Here is an 18,550-nt window from a genome sequence, read left to right on the forward strand (position 1 = left end):
CGGCCCACAATAGACCGGCCCACGCCAGACCGAGCCACGACGGAACCAGCCACAGCGGACCGGACCACCGCAGAGCGGCCCACGGCAGAGCTGACCAGGGTGGACCAGGGCACGGCGGGTCGGGCGGCCACGGGTCGGGCGGTCACGGGTCAGGGCCGCGCTGATGCCCCGGTACCGCCCGCATGTGGCTGCCCGCCCCTCCTGGCGTTGCCGGGTGTGCGGGGCAGCCTGGCCGTGCTCGCCGGCCCGACTGGCGCTGCTCGGGGAGTACCGCGAGGATCGCACCGCCCTGTTGTTCTACCTGGGCACCCTGCTGGGCGAGGCGATGAGCGACCTCGCCACCCTGCACGACGGCGTCACGCCACCCGACCTGACCGCACGCATCGTCACCTGGGCGCGAGCCCGATGACCTGACCGGTTCGAGGCCGAGCGACTGAGATCTTGGAGGATTTCGGCCCCTCTGGCGGCCGTTTATTACCAAGATCTACCCGGGTCCGGGTTCGCAGCGCCGTGATCAACTCAGTGGTGGAGCGGTGTCGGCTTCGCTTTGATACCCGCCCTGTCGTCGCAGGTGCGAACGCGTCCAGCGACCGCGCGGGGCGGCACCCGTTCCGGGTCAGAGGTCGGCGGGGGCGGTGGCGGCGCGGGCGGCGGCGACGAGTTGGTCGGTCTCGGCGCGTACCCCGTCGGCGTCGACCGGGGTGCCGGGGTCGTAGCGGACCGTCCAGGTCAGACCGTCCGCCCCGGCCACCCGCCGGGCCGCGATCCGGCCTGAGCCGCCGGGCACCGCGTGCTGCTGGGTGTACGCCACCGAGCGGGTCACCCGCGCGCGCACCTGGTGCGGCAGGTCCCCCGGATCGAGCAGCAGGTACGTCTCGACGGGACGGTCGGCGACCACCTGGTAGCCGTCCCGCTCGGCGACCGTCTCCGCCACCGTGACGGTCAGCTCCCGCCCGGACCAGACGGCCTTGAGGATGTCGTGCCAGCCCAGCCGCTCCCCCCGGCCGGGCAGCCAGAGCCCGAGGTTGGTGGCCACCAGCACCCCGCCACCGGCACCCGCCGGCGCTGAGGTGCTCCCCCCGCCGTCGACGCCTGCCGAGGCACCGTCGCCCACGCCTGCCGAAGCACCGTCGCCGACAGCGTCCGGGGCGTCCTCGCCGCTGCTGGCAGCTGCCGCCGCGCCGGCACGGGTGGCCGTACCCTCGTCGTCGCCCCCTGCCGACGCGCGGGCAGGAGCGGCGGCCGGTGCGCCGGCGCTGCCGGCGGCGGTCGGTGTGCCGACGGCGGCCCAGGCAAGCACCCGTTCACCGGCGGCCAGCGCGGGGCGGGCGGCGGGCGGCAGCTTGGGTTTGCGGCCGAACAGTCCCATCAGAGTCCTCCTGCGGCCTGCTCGCGCAGGGCCCGCGCGTGCTGTTCCAGCGAGAGCAGTTCCCCGAAGAGGGCGAAGTACTCGTCCTTCTGGTTGACCGGGTTGATCCGCTGGATCTTGGACTTGAGGTCCCTGATCCGGGCGGTCACCGAGCCCCACTGCAACTGGGCGAGGGTGCTGGAGACGTACCTCGGGTCGGGTTCGCCGTCGAGCCGCAGGGGCTCCACAGCCAGCTCACCGACGAGCGCCTGGGCGGCCAGGTCCTCGCAGGCGTCCCGGACCGCCTCGATCCACACCGCGCCGCCGGCCGCCGTCGCCACCCCGCCGGCCGCCGCGATCGCCGTACGGACCGCCACGTGCACCGGGTGCCGGTATTCCACGGCCTCGACCGCGTCGAACATCGGCCCGGCGAGGACCGGCTCCTGGAGGGCGAGCTTCAACGCCTCCCGCTCGACCATCGACTCCGGACTGTCCCCGGCGGGCGTGGCCGGGCGGGCCCGACCCCGGGGCGGGGCGGCGGCCTCCCGTTCGCCGGGAGCGTGGGCGGCGGCCAGCACCGCCCGCTGCACCGGCTCGATCTCCATGCCGAGGTCACCGGCGAGCTTGCGGACGTACTCGGGGCGCTTCTCCCGGTCCTTGATCTTGGCAACCAGGGGCGCGGCCCGGCGCATCGCCTCCACCCGGCCGTCCACCGTGTCCAGGTCGTAGCGGTTGATCACGTGCCGGAGGGCGAAGTCGACAAGCGGCTCGCGGCGGGCCACCAGGTCGCGGATCGCCAGGTCACCCTTTGCCAACCGCAGGTCGCACGGGTCCATGTTGTCCGGACTGACCGCGATGAAGGTACGCCCGACGAAGCGCTGGTCGTCCTCGAAGGCACGCAGCGCGGCCTTCTGACCGGCGGCGTCCCCGTCGAAGGTGAAGATGACCTCACCGGCCACCGCGTCGGTGTCGAGCAGCAGCCGGCGCAGCACGGCGATGTGGTCGGTGCCGAAGGCGGTGCCGCAGGTCGCCACGGCGGTGGGGACCCCGGCCAGGTGGCAGGCCATCACGTCGGTGTAGCCCTCGACGACGACCACCCGGCCCTGCTTGGCGATCTCCCGCTTGGCCTGGTCGATGCCGTAGAGGACGTGCGACTTCTTGTAGATCGGCGTCTCGGGGGTGTTCAGGTATTTCGGGCCGTCGTCGTCGTCGAAGAGTTTCCGCGCCCCGAAGCCGATCACGTCCCCGGCGATGTCCCGGATCGGCCACATCAGCCGACGCCGGAACCGGTCGATCAGGGTGCCCGAGCGGGACGGGCGGGACAGCCCGCCGGTGACCAGCTCGTCGTGGCTGAACCCCTGCTGGCGCAGGTGCTTGGTGAGCAGGTCCCAGGCGTCCGGGGCGAAGCCGCAGCCGTACCGCTGCGCGGCGGCCCGGTCGAAGCCGCGACGGGCCAGGAACTCCCGGGCCGGGCGGGCCCCGGCCGTGCTGAGCTGCGACTGGTAGAACTCCACGGCGGCGGCGTGCGCGGCCACCAGCCGCTGCTTCTGTCCCTGCTGCGGTCGGGCCCGGGGCGCGGCCTGGTCACCCTCGACGTAGCGCAGCTGGATGCCGACCCGGTCGGCGAGCCGCTCGACGGACTCGATGAAGGTGAGATGCTCCGCGTCCATCAGGAACTTGATCGCGTCGCCGCCGACCCCGCAGCCGAAGCAGTAGAAGACGTTGCGGGCCGGCGAGACGTTGAACGACGGGCTCTTCTCGTCGTGGAACGGGCAGAGGCCCTTGAGGTTGCCACCACCGGCCGACTTGAGGGTCACCGTGTCCGAGATGACCTCCGCGATGGAGGTCCGCTCGCGGACCAACGCGATGTCCTCGTCCCTGATCCGGCCAGCCACCGACGCCACCTCCTCGGGCTACATCCTGCCCTGCCGCGCCGACGATCCCCCGCCCGGGGGACGCCCGGTGGCCCACCCTGCCGGCACCCGCTCACGGGGCACGCCGATGCAGCCACCGCGTCACCGGTGGCGGGTTCTCCTCCTCGTACGACCGGGCGGCCCGCACGGCGGCGGCCAGCCCGGACCGCTGCCCCCGACCCACCTGCGGGCTGACGGCCGGGTCCCGGGCCAGGTCACGCAGCAACGCCACGGCCAGGCCGAGCATCACCACCACGAACGGCAGCGCCACCATGATCGTCGCCTGTTGCAGGGCGGACAGCCCGCCGGCGAGCAGCAGCGCGCCGGCCACCGCGCCGATCAGCACACCCCAGGTCACCACCAGCAGCCGATGCGGGCGCAGCGCGCCGCCGGAGGTCAGCGAGCCGAGCACCAGGGACGCCGAGTCGGCACTGGTCACGAAGTAGAGCCCGATGAGGATCATGGCGAGCACGCTGGTCAACGTCGTCAGCGGCAACACCTCCAGCAGACCGAACAGCGCCTGCTCACTTCCCCTGCCCACGTCCGCGACCAGATCCCGGGTGCCGGTGGCCTGGGCCCGCAGCGCGCTACCGCCCAGCACCGCGAACCAGATCGCGCTGGCCCCGCTGGGCACGAGCAGCACCCCCACCAGGAACTGTCGGATGGTACGACCCCGGGAGATCCGGGCGATGAAGGTACCCACGAACGGGGCCCAGGAGATCCACCACGCCCAGTAGAAGATCGTCCAGGCAGCCAGCCAGGACGGATCGGAGAAGGCGCCGGTCCGGGTGGACATGAAGATCAGGCTGCTCAGATAGTCCCCGACGGAGGCCGGCAGCACCTCCAGCGTGTAGATGGTCGGGCCGACCACGAACACGAACGCCATCAACAGTACGGCCAGCATCACGTTGACGGTGGAGAGCCACTTCACCCCCCGGTGCAGGCCGGAGAAGGCGGACAGGACGAAGGCCAGGGTGAGCGCGCCGATCACGATCAGCTCCACCGCCCTGGTGTCCCGTACGCCTCCCACCAGGTTCAGGCCGGCGGCCACCTGGAGGGCACCGAGCCCCAGACTGGTCGCCGAACCGAACACGGTGGCGAAGACCGCCAGCAGATCCACGCACCGCCCTGCCAGGCCGTCGGCCCGTGCCCCGAGCAGTGGACGGAAGGCGGCCGAGACGCGGTTGTCCCGCCCCTTGCGGAAGGTCGAGTAGGCCAGGGCGAGCGCAGCGATCGCGTAGATCCCCCACGGGTGCAGCGTCCAGTGGAAGAGCGTGTACCGCATCGCCGCCGCCCCGGCGGCCGGCGTCTGCGCCTCGATGCCGGTGCCCGGTGGCGGGGTGGCGTAGTGCTGGATCGGCTCGGCCACCGCGAAGAAGACCAGGCCGATCCCCATCCCGGCGCTGAACATCATGGCCACCCAGGCCAACGTGCTGAACTCGGGCTCGTCGTCGTCGGCACCCAGCCGGATCCGGCCGTAGCGGGAGGCCGCGAGCACCACCGCGAGCACCAGGAAGGCATCGGCCGCGACGACGAAGAACCAGCCGAAGGTGCCGATCACCCAGGCGAGTCCGGACTCACCGAACGAGGCGAGCGAGTCGCGGGCGGTCACCCCCCAGACCACCACGGCCAGCACGCCACCCAGGCTCAGCGCGAGCACCACCGGATCGGGTCTGCGGGTCGCCGCCGTCCGTTCCTGTCTTCCCATGGTCACATCGTCTGGCCCCCACCCGGCAGGCGCGACGGATATCGCCACTTCTCACCGCTGCGGAGACCCCCGCGAGCGGCCACGACCGCCACTCCTCGCCGCTGCTGGGGGGACCGGGGAGAGCGGCCACGACCGCCACGAAGAGCACCGCCGTGGAGACCAGCACTGTGCCACGACCACACCCGCACCCCGGGCCACCGCCAACCGGCGGGGTGGCACCCGACCGACGAACACCGGTCGGTGGAATCAGCCGACGGTGGCGGCTTCCTCGGCCTCGACCTGCTGGTTCCAGTCCTGCTTGGTGGAACGCCAGCCCTCGTCGTCCATGCCCTGCCGCCAGTAGCCGGAGATGGACAGCGCCTCCCGGGGCACCGACCGCTCCACCCGCAACAGCCGCCGCAGCTCCTTGACGAAGGTGGCCTCGCCGTGCACGAAGGCGTGCACCCGACCGGGCGGGAACTCCAGCTCACGCACCGCCGCGACCAGTGCCTCGCCGACCGGCCGGTCGCCCCGGTGCAGCCAGGTCAGCGTCATCGCACCGGGACTGCGCAGCGGCTGCTCCTCGGCCCGGTCGGCGACCTCGACCAGGACGACAGCGAGGGCGCCCTCGGGCAGCCGCTCCACCGCAGCGCCGATCGCCGGCAGCGCACTCTCGTCGCCCACCAGCAGGTGCCAGTCCGCCGTCGGATCCGGCGCGTACGCCCCACCAGGGCCGACGAACAGCACCTCGTCGCCGGGGCGCAGCCGGGCCGCCCAGGGGCCGGCCAGCCCCACGTCCCCGTGGTGCACCACGTCGACCGTCATCTCCCCGGCCGCCGCGTCCCAGGCCCGCACGGTGTACGCCCGCAACCGGGGCCACTGCTCGCGGGGCAGGTCCCGCTTGATCGCCGCCAGGTCCAGCGGCCTCGGCAGGTCCACGCCGGGCGGCGGAAAGACCAGCTTGATGTAGTGGTCGGTGAACTCCCCCACGGGCAGCCCGGCCAACTCTTCCCCACCGAGCACGAGCCGCACCAGATGCGGCGTGGGCCGCCCCACCCGTACCACCCGTGCCGACGTAACCAACCTGGACCGCTCCGCCATACCGCTAAGGCTACCCTAACTTCCCACCCTCCCCCACCCTCCCCCCGCCCTCGCCCGCCCCCGCCGCCTGCCCCGCCCCGGTGATCAAGAGGTTTAGGTCAATTTGAAGATCAACCATGACGCAAACCTCTTGATCACCGGGGCGGGGCGGGGCGGGGCGGGGCGGGGCGGGGCGGGGCGAGGCGGGGCGAGGCGAGGCGGGGCGGGGCGAGGCGAGGGCGGCGGGGCGAGCCAGTCCGGGGCCGGGGGCGGGGGCGGGGCGGGTAAGCAGGGGTGGGGTGAGTCGGGGCAGGGTGGGGTGGGTGGGAGGGGTCAGGTGAGGTGGGTGTGCCAGGTCAGGGCGGCGGGGTCGGTGAGGGAGGCGACCTGGTCGATGATCACGCGGAGGCGGGCGGGGTCGTCCTCGGCCTCTCGCCACAGGGGGGCGAAGACCGGGTCCAGGGCTTGCGGGGCGCGGTCGGTGAGCGCGGTGACCAGTTCGGTGAGGACTTCCCGCTGACGTTGGTAGCGGGTGCGGGCGTCCGGACGGCACATCACGTACCGCCAGGCGATGCCCTTGAGCAGCGCACACTGCGCCCTGATCCGGCGCGGCACCACCAGGTCGGCGGCGTACCGGTGGTGCGGGCCGGGGCCGAAGCGCTCCCGGGTCGCCCCCACCACGGTCGCCACGAACCGGCCGGTGAGCACGCTGGTGGTGGCCTTGAGCGCGACCTGCGCCCGGTGGCTGCCGTCGTACCCGGCCAGCGGGGTGAGCACCGGATCGGCGAGCAGTTCGACCAGCACCCCTTCGAGGTCGGCCGGGGACTCCCCGGAGTAGACGGCGGCCACGTCGACGCAGAGCGCCGCCCGCTCGGCCGGGTCGTCGAGGAGTGGGCGCAGCGAGACGTAGCCGCCGTGGATGCCGTCCTCGACGTCGTGCACCGAGTACGCCACGTCGTCGGCCCAGTCCATCACCTGCGCCTCCAGGCACCGGCGGGCCCCACCGAACGGGTCGACGGCAGGCAGGTCGGGGGCGGTGGGGCTGCCGGCGCGTAGCCAGTCGAAGACCGGGCGGTCGTCGCCGTACACGCCGAACTTGCGCAGCCCGGGGCGGCGCGGCCACGGGTACTTGCTGACCGCGTCGAGCGCGGCCCGGGTGAGGTTGAGCCCGGCGGAACTGCCGTCCGGGGCGAGCACCTTGGCTTCCAGCCGGGTCAGCACCCGCAGCGTCTGCGCGTTGCCCTCGAAGCCGCCGCAGGACGCGGCGAGCCCGTCCAGGGTGTCCTCGCCGTTGTGCCCGAAGGGCGGGTGCCCGAGGTCGTGGGCCAGCCCGGCGGCGTCCACCAGATCCGGGTCGCAGCCGAGCCGGGCACCCATCTCCCGGGCGATCTGAGCCACCTCCAGCGAGTGGGTCAGCCGGGTACGCAGGAAGTCGTCGGTGCCGGCCACGTGCACCTGGGTCTTCGCGGCGAGCCGGCGGAAGGCCGCCGAGTGCAGCACCCGGGCCCGGTCCCGCTCGTACGGGGACCGGCCGTGGCCGGTGTCCTTCGGCGTCTCCGCGACCCACCGTTGCGCATCGGAGGGCTCCCCGGCGGTGGAGCGCGTCCCGGCAGTGAAGTGCCCCCCGGCGGCGGGTTCGGCGGGCATCTCAGCCCCGCCGCCGCAGCACGGGGAACTCGTCGCCCCCGGGTCCGGCCAGCATGATCGTGCCGGTTCCGGGCCGGCCGGCATCGACGGTCACGCTCACCCAGCCGCTGGTCATCCGGCCACCCCTTCACCGTCGTACCCCAAGGTCGCGGGAGAGCCCAGGTTACGCCGCACCGCGCCGGACAGCGCACGCACCGGCGGCGGCCGGTGGGGCCACCGCCGGGTGACCGTGGCGGGTGGTCAGCGGCTGTCCGAGCCGGTGGTCTCGATGGCGGCCCGGCCGGCTTCCAGCCGGGCGACCGGCACCCGGAACGGCGAGCAGGAGACGTAGTCCAGCCCCACCTCGTGGAAGAAGTGCACCGAGTCGGGGTCGCCGCCGTGTTCGCCGCAGATGCCGAGCTTCAGCCCGGGGCGGGCGGCCCGGCCCTCCTCGGCGGCGATCCGGATCAGCCGGCCGACCCCGTCGCGGTCGATCGACTCGAACGGGGAGATGCCGAAGATGCCCAGCTCCAGGTAGCGCCAGAAGAACGCGCCCTCGACGTCGTCGCGGGAGAAGCCCCAGGCCATCTGGGTGAGGTCGTTGGTGCCGAAGGAGAAGAACTGCGCCGCCTCGGCGATCTGCCCGGCGGTCAGCGCCGCCCGAGGCACCTCGATCATGGTGCCGATCAGCACCTCGACCCCGCTGTCCCCGACCACCTCGGCGATGATCTTTTCGGCCTCGGCGCGTACCGTCTCCAGCTCCTGGACCGCGCCGACCAGCGGGACCATGATCTCCGGGCGGGCCGCGCCGCCGTCGCGGGTGACCGCGACGGCGGCCTCGGCGATCGCCCGGACCTGCATCGCGAACAGGCCGGGGATGACCAGGCCGAGGCGCACGCCGCGCAGGCCGAGCATCGGGTTCTCCTCGTGCATCCGCCGGACGGCGGCGAGCAGCGCCTCCTCCTTGGCGACGTCCTCGCCGCGTTCCTGGGCGACCGCGACGTTGACCGCGAGCTGTTCCAGCGGGGGCAGGAACTCGTGCAGCGGCGGGTCGATCAGCCGGACGGTGACGGGCAGGCCGTCCATCTCGCGGAAGATCTCCACGAAGTCCTGGCGCTGCAGGGGCAGCAGAGCGGCGAGGGCGTCGGTGCGGTCGGTGTCGGTGGCCGCGAGGATCAGTCGTTCGACCAGCTCCCGCCGATCGCCGAGGAACATGTGCTCGGTGCGGCACAGGCCGATGCCCTCGGCGCCGAACCGCCGGGCCCGGGCCGCGTCCGCCCCGGTGTCGGCGTTCGTCCGCACGGCCAGCCGCCGCCGGTCGTCGGCGTGCGTCATGATCCGGTGTACGGCCCGGACCAGCGCGTTGTCGACGTGCGCCGGGTCGAGGCTGCCCTCGAAGTACTGCACCACCTCGGACGGCATGACCGGCACCTCGCCCAGGTAGACCCTGCCGGTGGTGCCGTCGATGGAGATGACGTCACCCTCACCGACGGTGTGCCCGCCGACGGTGAACCGCTTCGCCGGCACGTTCACCTCGATCTCGTCGGCCCCGGAGACGCAGGTCTTGCCCATCCCCCGGGCCACCACGGCGGCGTGGCTGGTCTTGCCGCCGCGCGAGGTGAGGATGCCCTGGGCGGCGATCATGCCGTTGAGGTCGTCGGGGTTGGTCTCCCGACGGACCAGGATCACCGACCGGCCCTCGGCGGCCAACTCGACCGCGCGGGCGGAGGTGAAGACCACCGTGCCGGAGGCGGCCCCCGGGGAGGCGCCGATGCCCCGGGCGACCGGCACGAAGTCGTGGTCGAGCTGGAAGCGGGGGAACATCAACTGGGCGAGCTGCGCCCCGTTGACCCGGTGCAGCGCCTCGTCCAGGTCGATCAGGCCCTCGTCGACGAGCTGTCCGGCGATGACGAACGCGGCGGCGGCGGTGCGCTTGCCCACCCGGGTCTGGAGCATCCAGAGCTTGCCCCGTTCGATGGTGAACTCGATGTCGCAGAGATCCTGGTAGTGCCCCTCCAGCCGGGCCATGATGTCGAGCAGCTGGTGGTAGGACTTCGGGTCGAGCTGCTCCAGCTCCTGCAACGGCACGGTGTTGCGGATGCCGGCGACGACGTCCTCACCCTGGGCGTTGGCCAGGTAGTCGCCGTAGATGCCCTGCGCGCCGCTGCCCGGGTCGCGGGTGAAGGCGACCCCGGTGCCGGAGTCGGGACCGAGGTTGCCGAAGACCATCGTCACCACGTTGACCGCGGTGCCCAGGTCGGCCGGGATGCGCTCCTGGCGGCGGTAGAGGATCGCCCGCTCGGCGTTCCACGACTCGAACACCGCCCGGATGGCCAGGTCGAGCTGCTCACGTGGCTCCTGCGGGAACTCCCGCCCGGTGTGCCCGGCAAAGATCTTCTTGTACGCCTCGACCAGCCCGCGCAGGTCGTCGGCGTCCAGGTCCAGGTCGTCGGTGCTGCCCTTGGCGCGCTTGGCCTCGTCGAGGGCGTGCGCGAACTCCTCGCCCGGCACCTCGCACACGGTCTTGCCGAACATCTGGATCAGCCGCCTGTAGGAGTCCCAGGCGAACCGGTCGTTGCCCCCGGCCTGGCTGCTCAGGCCGACGACGCTGTGGTCGTTGAGGCCGACGTTGAGGACGGTCTCCATCATGCCGGGCATCGAGAACCGGGCGCCGGAGCGTACCGAGACCAGCAGCGGGTCGTCCGGGTCACCGAGGCGGCGGCCCATCTCGCGTTCCAGAGCCTCCAGGTGGGCCTCGATCTGCCCGGCCAGCCCGTCCGGCTCCCGCCCGGTCGCCAGGTACGCCTTGCAGGCCTCGGTGGTGATGGTGAACCCGGGTGGCACCGGCAGGCCGAGATTGGTCATCTCGGCGAGATTGGCACCCTTTCCACCGAGCAGGTCCTTGAGATCCCTGTTTCCCTCGGCGAAGTCGTAGACGTACTTATCCGTCTCGTGCGCTGCCACCAGAAGCCTCCCACGCGCGCCGGAATTGACACTTAACGAAGGTTCAGTTCTGACCTACCCCGGGCCAACCTCCGGCAATCCGGCCTGGTCAGCGTTCGGTGGGCGAAGGTTAAGCGAACATCGGGCGGCCTGGGACCGTTCGGTGACAATAGGCACAGCCATCACGACTATCCGCGTTCGCGACGGTTTCTGGGAACGCTTCCATGCGCACGATCACGCAATTCCGCTTCCTCGCCGTACTCTTGACGTCGCCGGTCCCGTCAAACCTGACCTTTGCCATATCCCTCGCGAATACACCCCGGGAGCTGCCCCGTGTCGCTCACCCCACATGCCGGCGTCACCCCCGTCCCCGAGCAGCCAGACCCGGCCGCCGACGTCCCGACCACGGCCGGCCTGACCCCCAGCGAGCCGGCCACGCCCGACCTGGCCGCGAGCGTGCTGATCACGGCGGAGGAGCCGGCGGCGGCAGTGCTGGCGGGCAGCGCCGCCGAGGCCGCCGACCGGCTGCTCACCCGGCCGACGATCGGGCTGGGCGACGTGGTGCCGGCACCCGCGTCGGTCACGCCGCGCCCGGCCGCGAACTTCGTCCTCCCGGCCGACGCGGCGGTACGGGTGAGCGCCGACCCGGCCGCCCGGGACGTCGCCGCACAGCTCGCGGAGCTGCTGCGCCCCGCCACCGGCCTTCCGCTGCCGGTCACCGACCTGCCCGCCGCCCCGGGCGCACTGGTGCTGACCCTGGCCGCGACCGCGCCGCGCGGGTCCACGGCGGTGCGGGAGTGGGCGGAGGAGGAGTACCGGCTCGACGTCGACGTCGACGCGGTACGCATCACCGCCGGCACCGCGAACGGCCTCTTCCACGGCGTACAGACGCTGCGGCAACTGCTGCCGACGGCCGTGGAGAGCCGGACCCCGGTGGCCGAGCGTTGGGTGGTGCCCGGCGGCACGATCGTCGACCGGCCCCGCTTCCCCTACCGGGGCGCGATGCTCGACGTGGCGCGGCACTTCTTCACCGTCGACGACGTGTGCCGGGTGATCGACCACCTGGCCCGGTACAAGCTCAACCACCTGCACCTGCACCTCACTGACGACCAGGGCTGGCGGATCGCCGTCGACTCCTGGCCCCGGCTGACCGCCGTCGGCGGGAGCACCGGGGTGGGTGGTGGCCCCAGTGCCTGGTACACCGCCGCCGACTACCGGCGCATCGTCGGGTACGCCGCCCGACGACACGTCACCGTCGTACCCGAGGTGGACCTGCCCGGCCACACCAACGCGGCGCTGGTCGCCTACCCGGAGCTGGCGCCGGACAAGGTCGCGCCGCCGCCGTACACCGGCACCGACGTCGGCTTCAGCTACGTCGACCCCACCGACGAGCGGACGTACGACTTCGTCGCCGACGTGCTCGGTGAGGTGGCCGCGCTGACTCCCGGGCCGTGGCTGCACATCGGTGGTGACGAGGCGTTCAAGGTCAAGGGTGTGGCGTACACCGGTTTCGTGGAGCGGGTGCAGCGGATCGTCGCCGGGCTCGGCCGGACCGTGGTCGGGTGGCACCAGATCGCCCCCGCCGGGCAGGTCGACGGACGGGTGCTCCAGTGGTGGGGCACGAACGGCGACGACCCGACCGTGGCCGAGGCGGTACGGCGGGGCGCCCGGCTGATCCTCTCCCCCGGCAACCACGCATACCTGGACATGAAGTACGCGCCGGACACTCCGCTCGGACACGACTGGGCGGGCCTGATCGACGTGCACCGGGCGTACCACTGGGACCCAGCGACCCACCTCGCCGACGTGCCGGCGGAGGCGGTGCTCGGCGTGGAGGCACCGCTCTGGACCGAGTCGGTGACCTCGTTGACCGAGATCGAGTTCCTGTTCTTCCCGCGCCTGCCTGCCCTCGCCGAGCTGGCCTGGTCCGCGCCGTCGACCCGGAGCTGGACGGGATTCCGGGAGCGGCTGGCCGGCCAGGGCCCGCGCTGGCACGCCGCCGGCATCACCTTCCACCCGTCCCCGGAGATCCCCTGGCCCGCCACGTCAGCCGGCGGGCATCTCCCCGGCACCGCAGGAACGTACCGCAATCCCACCCCCCGCCAGCCCTCACCCGGCCGAGACCTCACCGCCCCCGACACCCGCTGACGACCCTGCACTCCCGAACCCGCCGCCCAGCTCCGCCCTGCCAGCTCTCCGGCCCGGCGGGCTCCCCGACACGGCGGGCTCCCCGACACGGCGGAGGGTCGACCTGCCGGAGGGTCGACCGGCCGGAGGGTCGACCGGCCGGAGGGTCGACCGGCCGGAGGGTCGACCGGCCGGCCTCCGCACCGACGTCCGACCTGGCGGCTCTCCGACCTGTCGACCTGTCGACCACAGCCAGTCACTTCGGGCACAAGGGGCCCATAGATCACATAGAGTGACCGCTCTCCGGCGTCAATCGGGGACCTCCGCCGCCCCTCACCCATGAAACCGCCCTGAGCTGCCCATTCTCATCGCTCCCCGGCAACCACCACATACCTCCCTCGCACCCTTTGCTCTGCTGCCGCATACGCAACAGACACACCAGGTGACCGTCGCGCGGAAGGCAGCAGAGCAAAGGGAGTGGAGGGGTCTTGGTGGGGGCGGGTCGTTATGACGCTGGGTGACCGGATTCGGGGGTGCCGACGGGTGTCGTCAGTGGCGACGATTCGATGACGGATCGGCCCACAGGGGGTGACGGGGACCACCCGCAGGGCGGAATCGTCGGCCGGCCGGGGTCGTTACACCTGGTATCCGCGATCGCCCCGGCCGGTCCGCCGACACGGCCCGGGTCCGCCCCAGCGGGCAGCGTGGCGCCACCCCCGCCAACGCCGTCAGCCCGGCCAGTAAAGTCCCGCCGCCCGGCCGGCGCAGCCCGCCCGGGCCGCTCGGCCCGCACGGCCCGCTCGGCCCGCACAGCCCGCTCGGCCGGTCGGGCAACCCGCACGTCACCCAGAACGCACGTCACCCTGACGGCCCCGGTCCGAAAGCGGGCCGCGGAATGCCTGATCCACCGGGTCGGTTGCACATCCTCGGGTCGGCATCCCCACGATCGCCGGTCCGATCTTCCTCTTCACCTGCCGATGCGGCACGACCGCACCTGCCGATGCGACGCACCTGCTACGCGGCGCACCTGCGACGCGGCGCACCTGCGACGCGGCACGACCGCGCGCCGTCCCGCACCCCCTGCGGACCGTGCGGGGACCCCCGAGATGCAGAGGAGCACGACATCATGCGTACCGACATCCTGCGTAAGACCGTGCTGGCCGCTGCCGGCCTGGCCGCCACCGCCGGTGGTATCTCCGGCCCCGCGTTGGCCGCCCAGGCCGCCGAGACCACCCGACCCGCCGCCGCCGTCCAGGCCGACCGCAAGCCCGCCGGCGAGCGCGAGCTGAAGGTCGACTATGCCGCCCAGCCCAACTTCTACTACTGCGGCCCCGCCGCCACCCGCAACGCCCTGAGCGTCCAGGGCAAGAAGATCGACGTCGACGCCATGGCCAAGGAGATGGGCACCACGGAGAGTGGCACCGACAGCATCAACGACATCACCCCGGTGCTGAACAAGGAGATCGGCCGCAACGCGTACCGCAGCACCGAGATCCCGGCCGACAAGGTCGACGACAAGCGGATCGCGCAGCTGCGTGCCGACATCGTCCGAGCCGTGGACGACGGCCGGGCCGTGGTCGCCAACATCGCCGGCACCGCCACCGACACCGACGGCAACACCCACGCCTTCGAGGGTGGCCACTACATCAGCGTCATCGGCTACCGCGACGGTGGGCGGGTCGCGACGATCGCCGACTCCGCCAACCCGGACACCGCCTCCTACCGGATCGACGTCGACGAGCTGGCCCACTGGATCGCCAGCCGCGGCTACGCCTCCTGACCTGTCCCACCGATCGCCGAAAGGGCCGACCCCCACAGGGTCGGCCCTTTCGCTGTCAGCGCGGACGGACGCCGGCGCGGACGGACGCCGGCACGGACGGACGCCGTGGGACTGCTCAGCCGCCCGAGTCGTCCAGCTCGGCGCCCTCGGGAACGGTGTCGTCGTCCCGGCTGGCCAGCCAGCCCTCCGGCAGGAAGACCTTGCCGGGAGAGTTCGTCCGGCCGCGCGGCTGGCCGAGGGTGGCCACCGAGAAGGGTTCGGCCGCATCGAGCTTGCCGAGCAGGTCGTCCAGCTGGGCCAGGCTCTCGATCATGGCCAGCTCCCGACGCAGGTCACTGCCCACCGGGAAGCCCTTCAGATACCAGGCGACATGCTTGCGGAAGTCGGTGCAGCCGTCCCGCTCGCCCCGGGAAGGGGTGCGCGAGCCGGCGGTGAACTGGTCCACCAGCAGTTCGGCATGCCGGCGCATGGTCACGGCGACCTCGCCGAGGGTGGGCAACCGACGCTCCGAACGGCCGTCGAACGCGGCCTCCAGGTCGGCGAAGAGCCACGGCCGCCCCAGGCAGCCACGGCCGACCACCACCCCGTCCACCCCGGTGTGGGCCACCATCCGCAGCGCGTCGTCGGCCTCCCAGATGTCGCCGTTGCCGAGCACCGGCACGTCGAGCGCCTGCTTGAGGGTGGCGATGGCGTCCCAGTCGGCGGTGCCGGAATACCGCTGCGCGGCCGTCCGCCCGTGCAGGGCCACTGCCGCGACCCCGGCGTCCTGGGCGGCCAGCCCCGCTTCGACGTACGTCAGGTGGTCGTCGTCGATGCCCTTGCGCATCTTGACGGTGACCGGCACCCCGGCGGGTGACGCGGCGTCCACGGCGGCCCGCACCAGCCGGGCGAAGAGCCGCCGCCGCCAGGGCAGGGCCGAGCCGCCGCCCCGGCGGGTCACCTTCGGCACCGGGCACCCGAAGTTGAGGTCGATGTGGTCGGCGAGGTCGCGTTCCACCACGATCCGCACCGCGGCGGCGGTCACCTCCGGGTCGGTGCCATAGAGCTGGAGGCTGCGCGGCCGCTCGTCGGCCCCGAAGGCGATCATGCGCAGGGTCTTCGGGTTCCGCTGGACCAGCGCGATCGTGGTGATCATCTCGCAGACGTAGATGCCGCCGCCCTGCTCCCGGCAGAGCTGCCGGAAACCGACGTTGGTGATGCCGGCCATCGGCGCGAGCACCACCGGCGGCCACACCTGGTGGGGGCCGATGATGAGCGGGCGCAGAACCGGAGCGGGACGGGTCACGTACCCCAGAATCCCATGCCCGTGGTGGCCCGCCCACCGCCGGTGGCCGGTCGCCGCCGCGACGGTGAGCGAACTCGCACCACGACGGTGAGCGAACTCGCACCGCGACGGCGACCGGTCGGTCAGTAGCCCCGGCCGGGACGGGTCAGGATCAGGGCCGAGACGTCCACGATCACCGCGGTCGCGGCGCGGACGTGGACGGCGAACGCGGCCGGGTCACGGTCGTAGGGACCCAGCGGCACCTCCACCAGGTTGGACAGGATCTGGTTCGGCCCCCACCAGTTCAGCGAGGAGGTCTCCGGCATGGTCACCCCGGCCTGGAAGGCGGTGAGCACTCCCCCGGAGACCGTGTTCGCCACGGTGACGTTGAGGTAGGCGCCGACCGCCACGCCGTCGGACGCCCCCGGGACCCGCCCCACGGTCAGGTGCAGGGTCCGACCCGCCTGCAACCTGCCCGACACCACCCCGTCGGCGCCGGCGAGGACGTTGGCGGAGTAACTGGCCAGCGCCCGGGTGTCCACCAGTCGCACCGGGGGTAAGGCAACGGTGCGGTTGGCCCAGCGCGACGTGTTGACGTAGGCCCGCCGACCGCTCCGGCCACCGATCACCAGGTCGGCTACCGGAGTCACGGCGAGGGACCCGGTCGGCAGCTCCGCCGGGATGGCGTTCTCCGGCGTCGGGGACAGCCGCAGCATCGGGCTGGTGCCGCCCAGCGCCAGCGTCGGGTTCGCCGACGCGCCACCGACCAGCAGCGTCTCGGCCGTACCCGCGTCGTTGACCTGGCCGCCGATCACCGCGGCGCCCGGCGCGGCATCGGCCGGCGTGCCGACCAGCGCCGCCGCGCCGACGCCGACGCCGGCGGCGACGCCGGTCCGCAGGACCACCCGGCGGGTGGTGGACGACGTCTCGTCGGTGCTCATGGCGCTCTCCCCGGTTCCGTGGTCACGCATCGGCCCGCACCGCCCGGTCGCCGCGCTCGGCGGCCTGCCTGATCGCCCGGGTCCGCGCCCGGCGGCCGTCGGACCCGGTGGCGGTACGGACCGACGTCGGGATGTTGATGACGGCGGACTCCGGGTGGTGGACCAGCAGGCCGGTCACGTCGAGGATCACCGCCGCCGCGCTCTTCTGCAGATAGATGCCGACCACGTCCGGGTGGTAGTCGCCGCCGACCGTCTCGTAGCCGCCGAGCTGCGTGATCACCCCGTTGGACAACAGCTGGCCGGCGGCCGCCCAGTTGATGGTGGAGGCGGTGGGCAGGCTGCCGGTGCCCCACACCGTGGCGAAGCCACCCTGGGTGGTGTCGGCCACGGTGATGTTGCCCAGCATCCCGTCGCCGTACTCGACGATGTCGCGCAGGTGCACGATCAGCAGCGTCTCGGCCAGCACCCGGCCCCGGGCGTCGATCCGGCCGGCACCCTCCAGCAGTCGGGCCCGGCCGGCGGCGCTGCGGGTGTCGAGGATCCGGATGGGCGGGACGGGCACCAGCATGGTCGCGTTCGCCGTGCTGAACGCGGCGTGCGTGGGGTAGCCCACGGAGCTGCCGTTGCCGACGTACAGCCCGCCCGGGTCGACGGCGATGGCGCCCACGTCGATGGTGCCGAGTTGGTGGCTGTCGCCCCGGGTCAGCTCCAGGGTCGCCCCGGTCGCGTTCCGCAGCGCCAGGGTGGCGGCACCGTCCGGGGCGGCGCTGGTCACCGTCGTGACACCGGGGCTGTTCGGCAGACCGATGACGATCGGCTCACCCGGGGCGGCCGCCGCCGGGGCAGGGTCCACCGGGGTCGCGGCGGGGGCGGCACCGCCGCTGCCCGCGACGACCTGGCTCGGGTGGCCGACCAGCAGGCTGGTCAGGTCGACGATCACGTGGGTAGGTGCGGAGACCTGCACCGTGAGCACGCTGCGGTACCCGCCGACGGCACCCAGCTCGGCGAAGAGGAAGTTCGACAGGATCTGACCGGCGGCCGACCAGTTCACCGTGGACGCGGTCGGCCTGGTGCCGCTGCCCCACGCCGTCAGGAAGCCCGGACCGGTCATCCCCACCACGGTCACGTTGCCCTTGAGGGCGTAGCCGTCCCGGACGAGATGGTCCAGGCTCAACACGATCGGGTTGCCGGGGGTGAGCCGGCCCGTCGGGTCGAGCGTCGAGGCGCCCGAGACGATGGTGCGGCGCAGGTCCGGGTCCCGGCTGTCCAGCACCCGGGTCGGCCGCACCGGGACCGAGGTGGTCGCCCACTCGCTCGTCCACACCCAGCTGTTGACCTCGTTGCCCGACGGGCCGGCCTGCACGAACAGGTCGCCCGACGGGTCCACCGCGACGGTGCCGGACGCCGAGTCCAGCACCTGCGGATAGATCTTCTCGCCGGGCACCAGCCGCAGCGGCGCACCGGCGGTGTTCCGCAGGGTGAGTCCGGCGTAGCCGAGGCTGAGCGTGGTGGTGGCCAGGCCGGCGTCGTTGGTCGTACCCATGGTGAGGTGGTCGCCTGGGGCGGCCTGGGCGGTGCCGGGCAGGCCGACCGTGGCGGCGACCCCGGCCCCGGCGGTGGTGACGGCGACCGTGGCGGCCCGGCGCAGCAGGCGGCGGCGGTCCGGATCATGGTCAGGTTGCGACGCGCGCGCCATTCACACCCCCGTGTAGAGATTCAGCACCGGGAATGCTGGCACGGCCCACCCACCCGCTCAAGGACCGGACGGCCAGAGAACTCGACCGATGCCGCAAACGCGTACCGGCCCCGCCCCGGGTCGGTGGGGCGGGGCCGGTACGACG

General features: G+C 72.9%; 11 protein-coding genes and 1 pseudogene. 3 read left to right on the forward strand and 9 right to left on the reverse strand.

Annotated elements, in window-relative coordinates; genetic code table 11:
- Window positions 1-184 precede the first annotated feature (184 nt).
- Complete coding sequence (locus tag GA0070216_RS03300; protein ID WP_245722266.1) at window positions 185-409, forward strand: flavin reductase; 225 nt, start codon at window positions 185-187, stop codon at window positions 407-409.
- A gap of 207 nt (window positions 410-616) precedes the next feature.
- Here GA0070216_RS03300 and GA0070216_RS03305 read toward each other — a convergent pair.
- From GA0070216_RS03305 to ppdK, 6 genes and pseudogenes are all read right to left on the reverse strand, one after another.
- A pseudogene (locus GA0070216_RS03305) lies at window positions 617-1,069 on the reverse strand (hypothetical protein); the annotation flags it as partial.
- Between the two features lie 299 nt (window positions 1,070-1,368).
- Window positions 1,369-3,252 carry a DNA primase gene (gene dnaG, locus GA0070216_RS03310; RefSeq protein WP_091238456.1) on the reverse strand — a complete coding sequence of 628 codons (1,884 nt, stop codon included), beginning with the start codon at window positions 3,250-3,252 and terminating at the stop codon, window positions 1,369-1,371.
- Window positions 3,253-3,334: 82 nt separating this feature from the next.
- On the reverse strand, window positions 3,335-4,969 hold the full coding sequence (locus GA0070216_RS03315; RefSeq protein WP_091238460.1) for a BCCT family transporter: 1,635 nt from the start codon (window positions 4,967-4,969) through the stop codon (window positions 3,335-3,337).
- A 246-nt stretch (window positions 4,970-5,215) separates the two neighbouring features.
- Complete coding sequence (locus tag GA0070216_RS03320; protein WP_091238464.1) at window positions 5,216-6,049, reverse strand: siderophore-interacting protein; 834 nt, start codon at window positions 6,047-6,049, stop codon at window positions 5,216-5,218.
- 312 nt (window positions 6,050-6,361) lie between these two features.
- Window positions 6,362-7,675, reverse strand: a complete 1,314-nt coding sequence (locus GA0070216_RS03325; RefSeq protein ID WP_091238468.1) for a deoxyguanosinetriphosphate triphosphohydrolase — start codon at window positions 7,673-7,675, stop codon at window positions 6,362-6,364.
- 240 nt (window positions 7,676-7,915) lie between these two features.
- On the reverse strand, window positions 7,916-10,618 hold the full coding sequence (gene ppdK / locus GA0070216_RS03330; RefSeq protein WP_091238472.1) for a pyruvate, phosphate dikinase: 2,703 nt from the start codon (window positions 10,616-10,618) through the stop codon (window positions 7,916-7,918).
- A 312-nt stretch (window positions 10,619-10,930) separates the two neighbouring features.
- Here ppdK and GA0070216_RS03335 point away from each other — a divergent pair, with 312 nt between their 5' ends.
- Window positions 10,931-12,745, forward strand: coding sequence for a beta-N-acetylhexosaminidase (locus GA0070216_RS03335; RefSeq protein WP_091238475.1), 1,815 nt, complete (start codon window positions 10,931-10,933; stop codon window positions 12,743-12,745).
- A gap of 1,105 nt (window positions 12,746-13,850) precedes the next feature.
- Entirely contained in the window at window positions 13,851-14,504 is a 654-nt protein-coding gene (locus GA0070216_RS03340; protein ID WP_091238478.1) for a C39 family peptidase, read from the forward strand.
- 115 nt (window positions 14,505-14,619) lie between these two features.
- On the opposite strand, the gene dusB is transcribed toward GA0070216_RS03340, so the two are convergent.
- From dusB to GA0070216_RS03355, 3 genes are all read right to left on the reverse strand, one after another.
- Window positions 14,620-15,798, reverse strand: coding sequence for a tRNA dihydrouridine synthase DusB (gene dusB / locus GA0070216_RS03345; RefSeq protein ID WP_176738818.1), 1,179 nt, complete (start codon window positions 15,796-15,798; stop codon window positions 14,620-14,622).
- A 113-nt stretch (window positions 15,799-15,911) separates the two neighbouring features.
- Window positions 15,912-16,709, reverse strand: coding sequence for a hypothetical protein (locus GA0070216_RS03350; RefSeq protein WP_141723000.1), 798 nt, complete (start codon window positions 16,707-16,709; stop codon window positions 15,912-15,914).
- 22 nt (window positions 16,710-16,731) lie between these two features.
- Window positions 16,732-18,405: a hypothetical protein gene (locus GA0070216_RS03355; RefSeq protein ID WP_091238484.1), complete on the reverse strand. Its 1,674-nt coding sequence runs from the start codon at window positions 18,403-18,405 to the stop codon at window positions 16,732-16,734.
- Window positions 18,406-18,550: the final 145 nt, after the last annotated feature.

This window comes from Micromonospora matsumotoense (genome assembly GCF_900091525.1).
GTDB classification, from domain to species: Bacteria; Actinomycetota; Actinomycetes; order Mycobacteriales; family Micromonosporaceae; genus Micromonospora; species Micromonospora matsumotoensis.

Excerpts from the sequence above, each read along its gene's own strand:
- GA0070216_RS03315 (WP_091238460.1), bottom strand. The coding sequence starts at position 4,969 with ATGGGAAGACAGGAACGGACGGCGGCGACCCGCAGACCCGATCCGGTG.
- GA0070216_RS03320 (WP_091238464.1), bottom strand. The coding sequence starts at position 6,049 with ATGGCGGAGCGGTCCAGGTTGGTTACGTCGGCACGGGTGGTACGGGTG.
- GA0070216_RS03325 (WP_091238468.1), bottom strand. The coding sequence starts at position 7,675 with ATGCCCGCCGAACCCGCCGCCGGGGGGCACTTCACTGCCGGGACGCGC.
- GA0070216_RS03340 (WP_091238478.1), top strand. The coding sequence starts at position 13,851 with ATGCGTACCGACATCCTGCGTAAGACCGTGCTGGCCGCTGCCGGCCTG.
- GA0070216_RS03350 (WP_141723000.1), bottom strand. The coding sequence starts at position 16,709 with ATGAGCACCGACGAGACGTCGTCCACCACCCGCCGGGTGGTCCTGCGG.
- GA0070216_RS03355 (WP_091238484.1), bottom strand. The coding sequence starts at position 18,405 with ATGGCGCGCGCGTCGCAACCTGACCATGATCCGGACCGCCGCCGCCTG.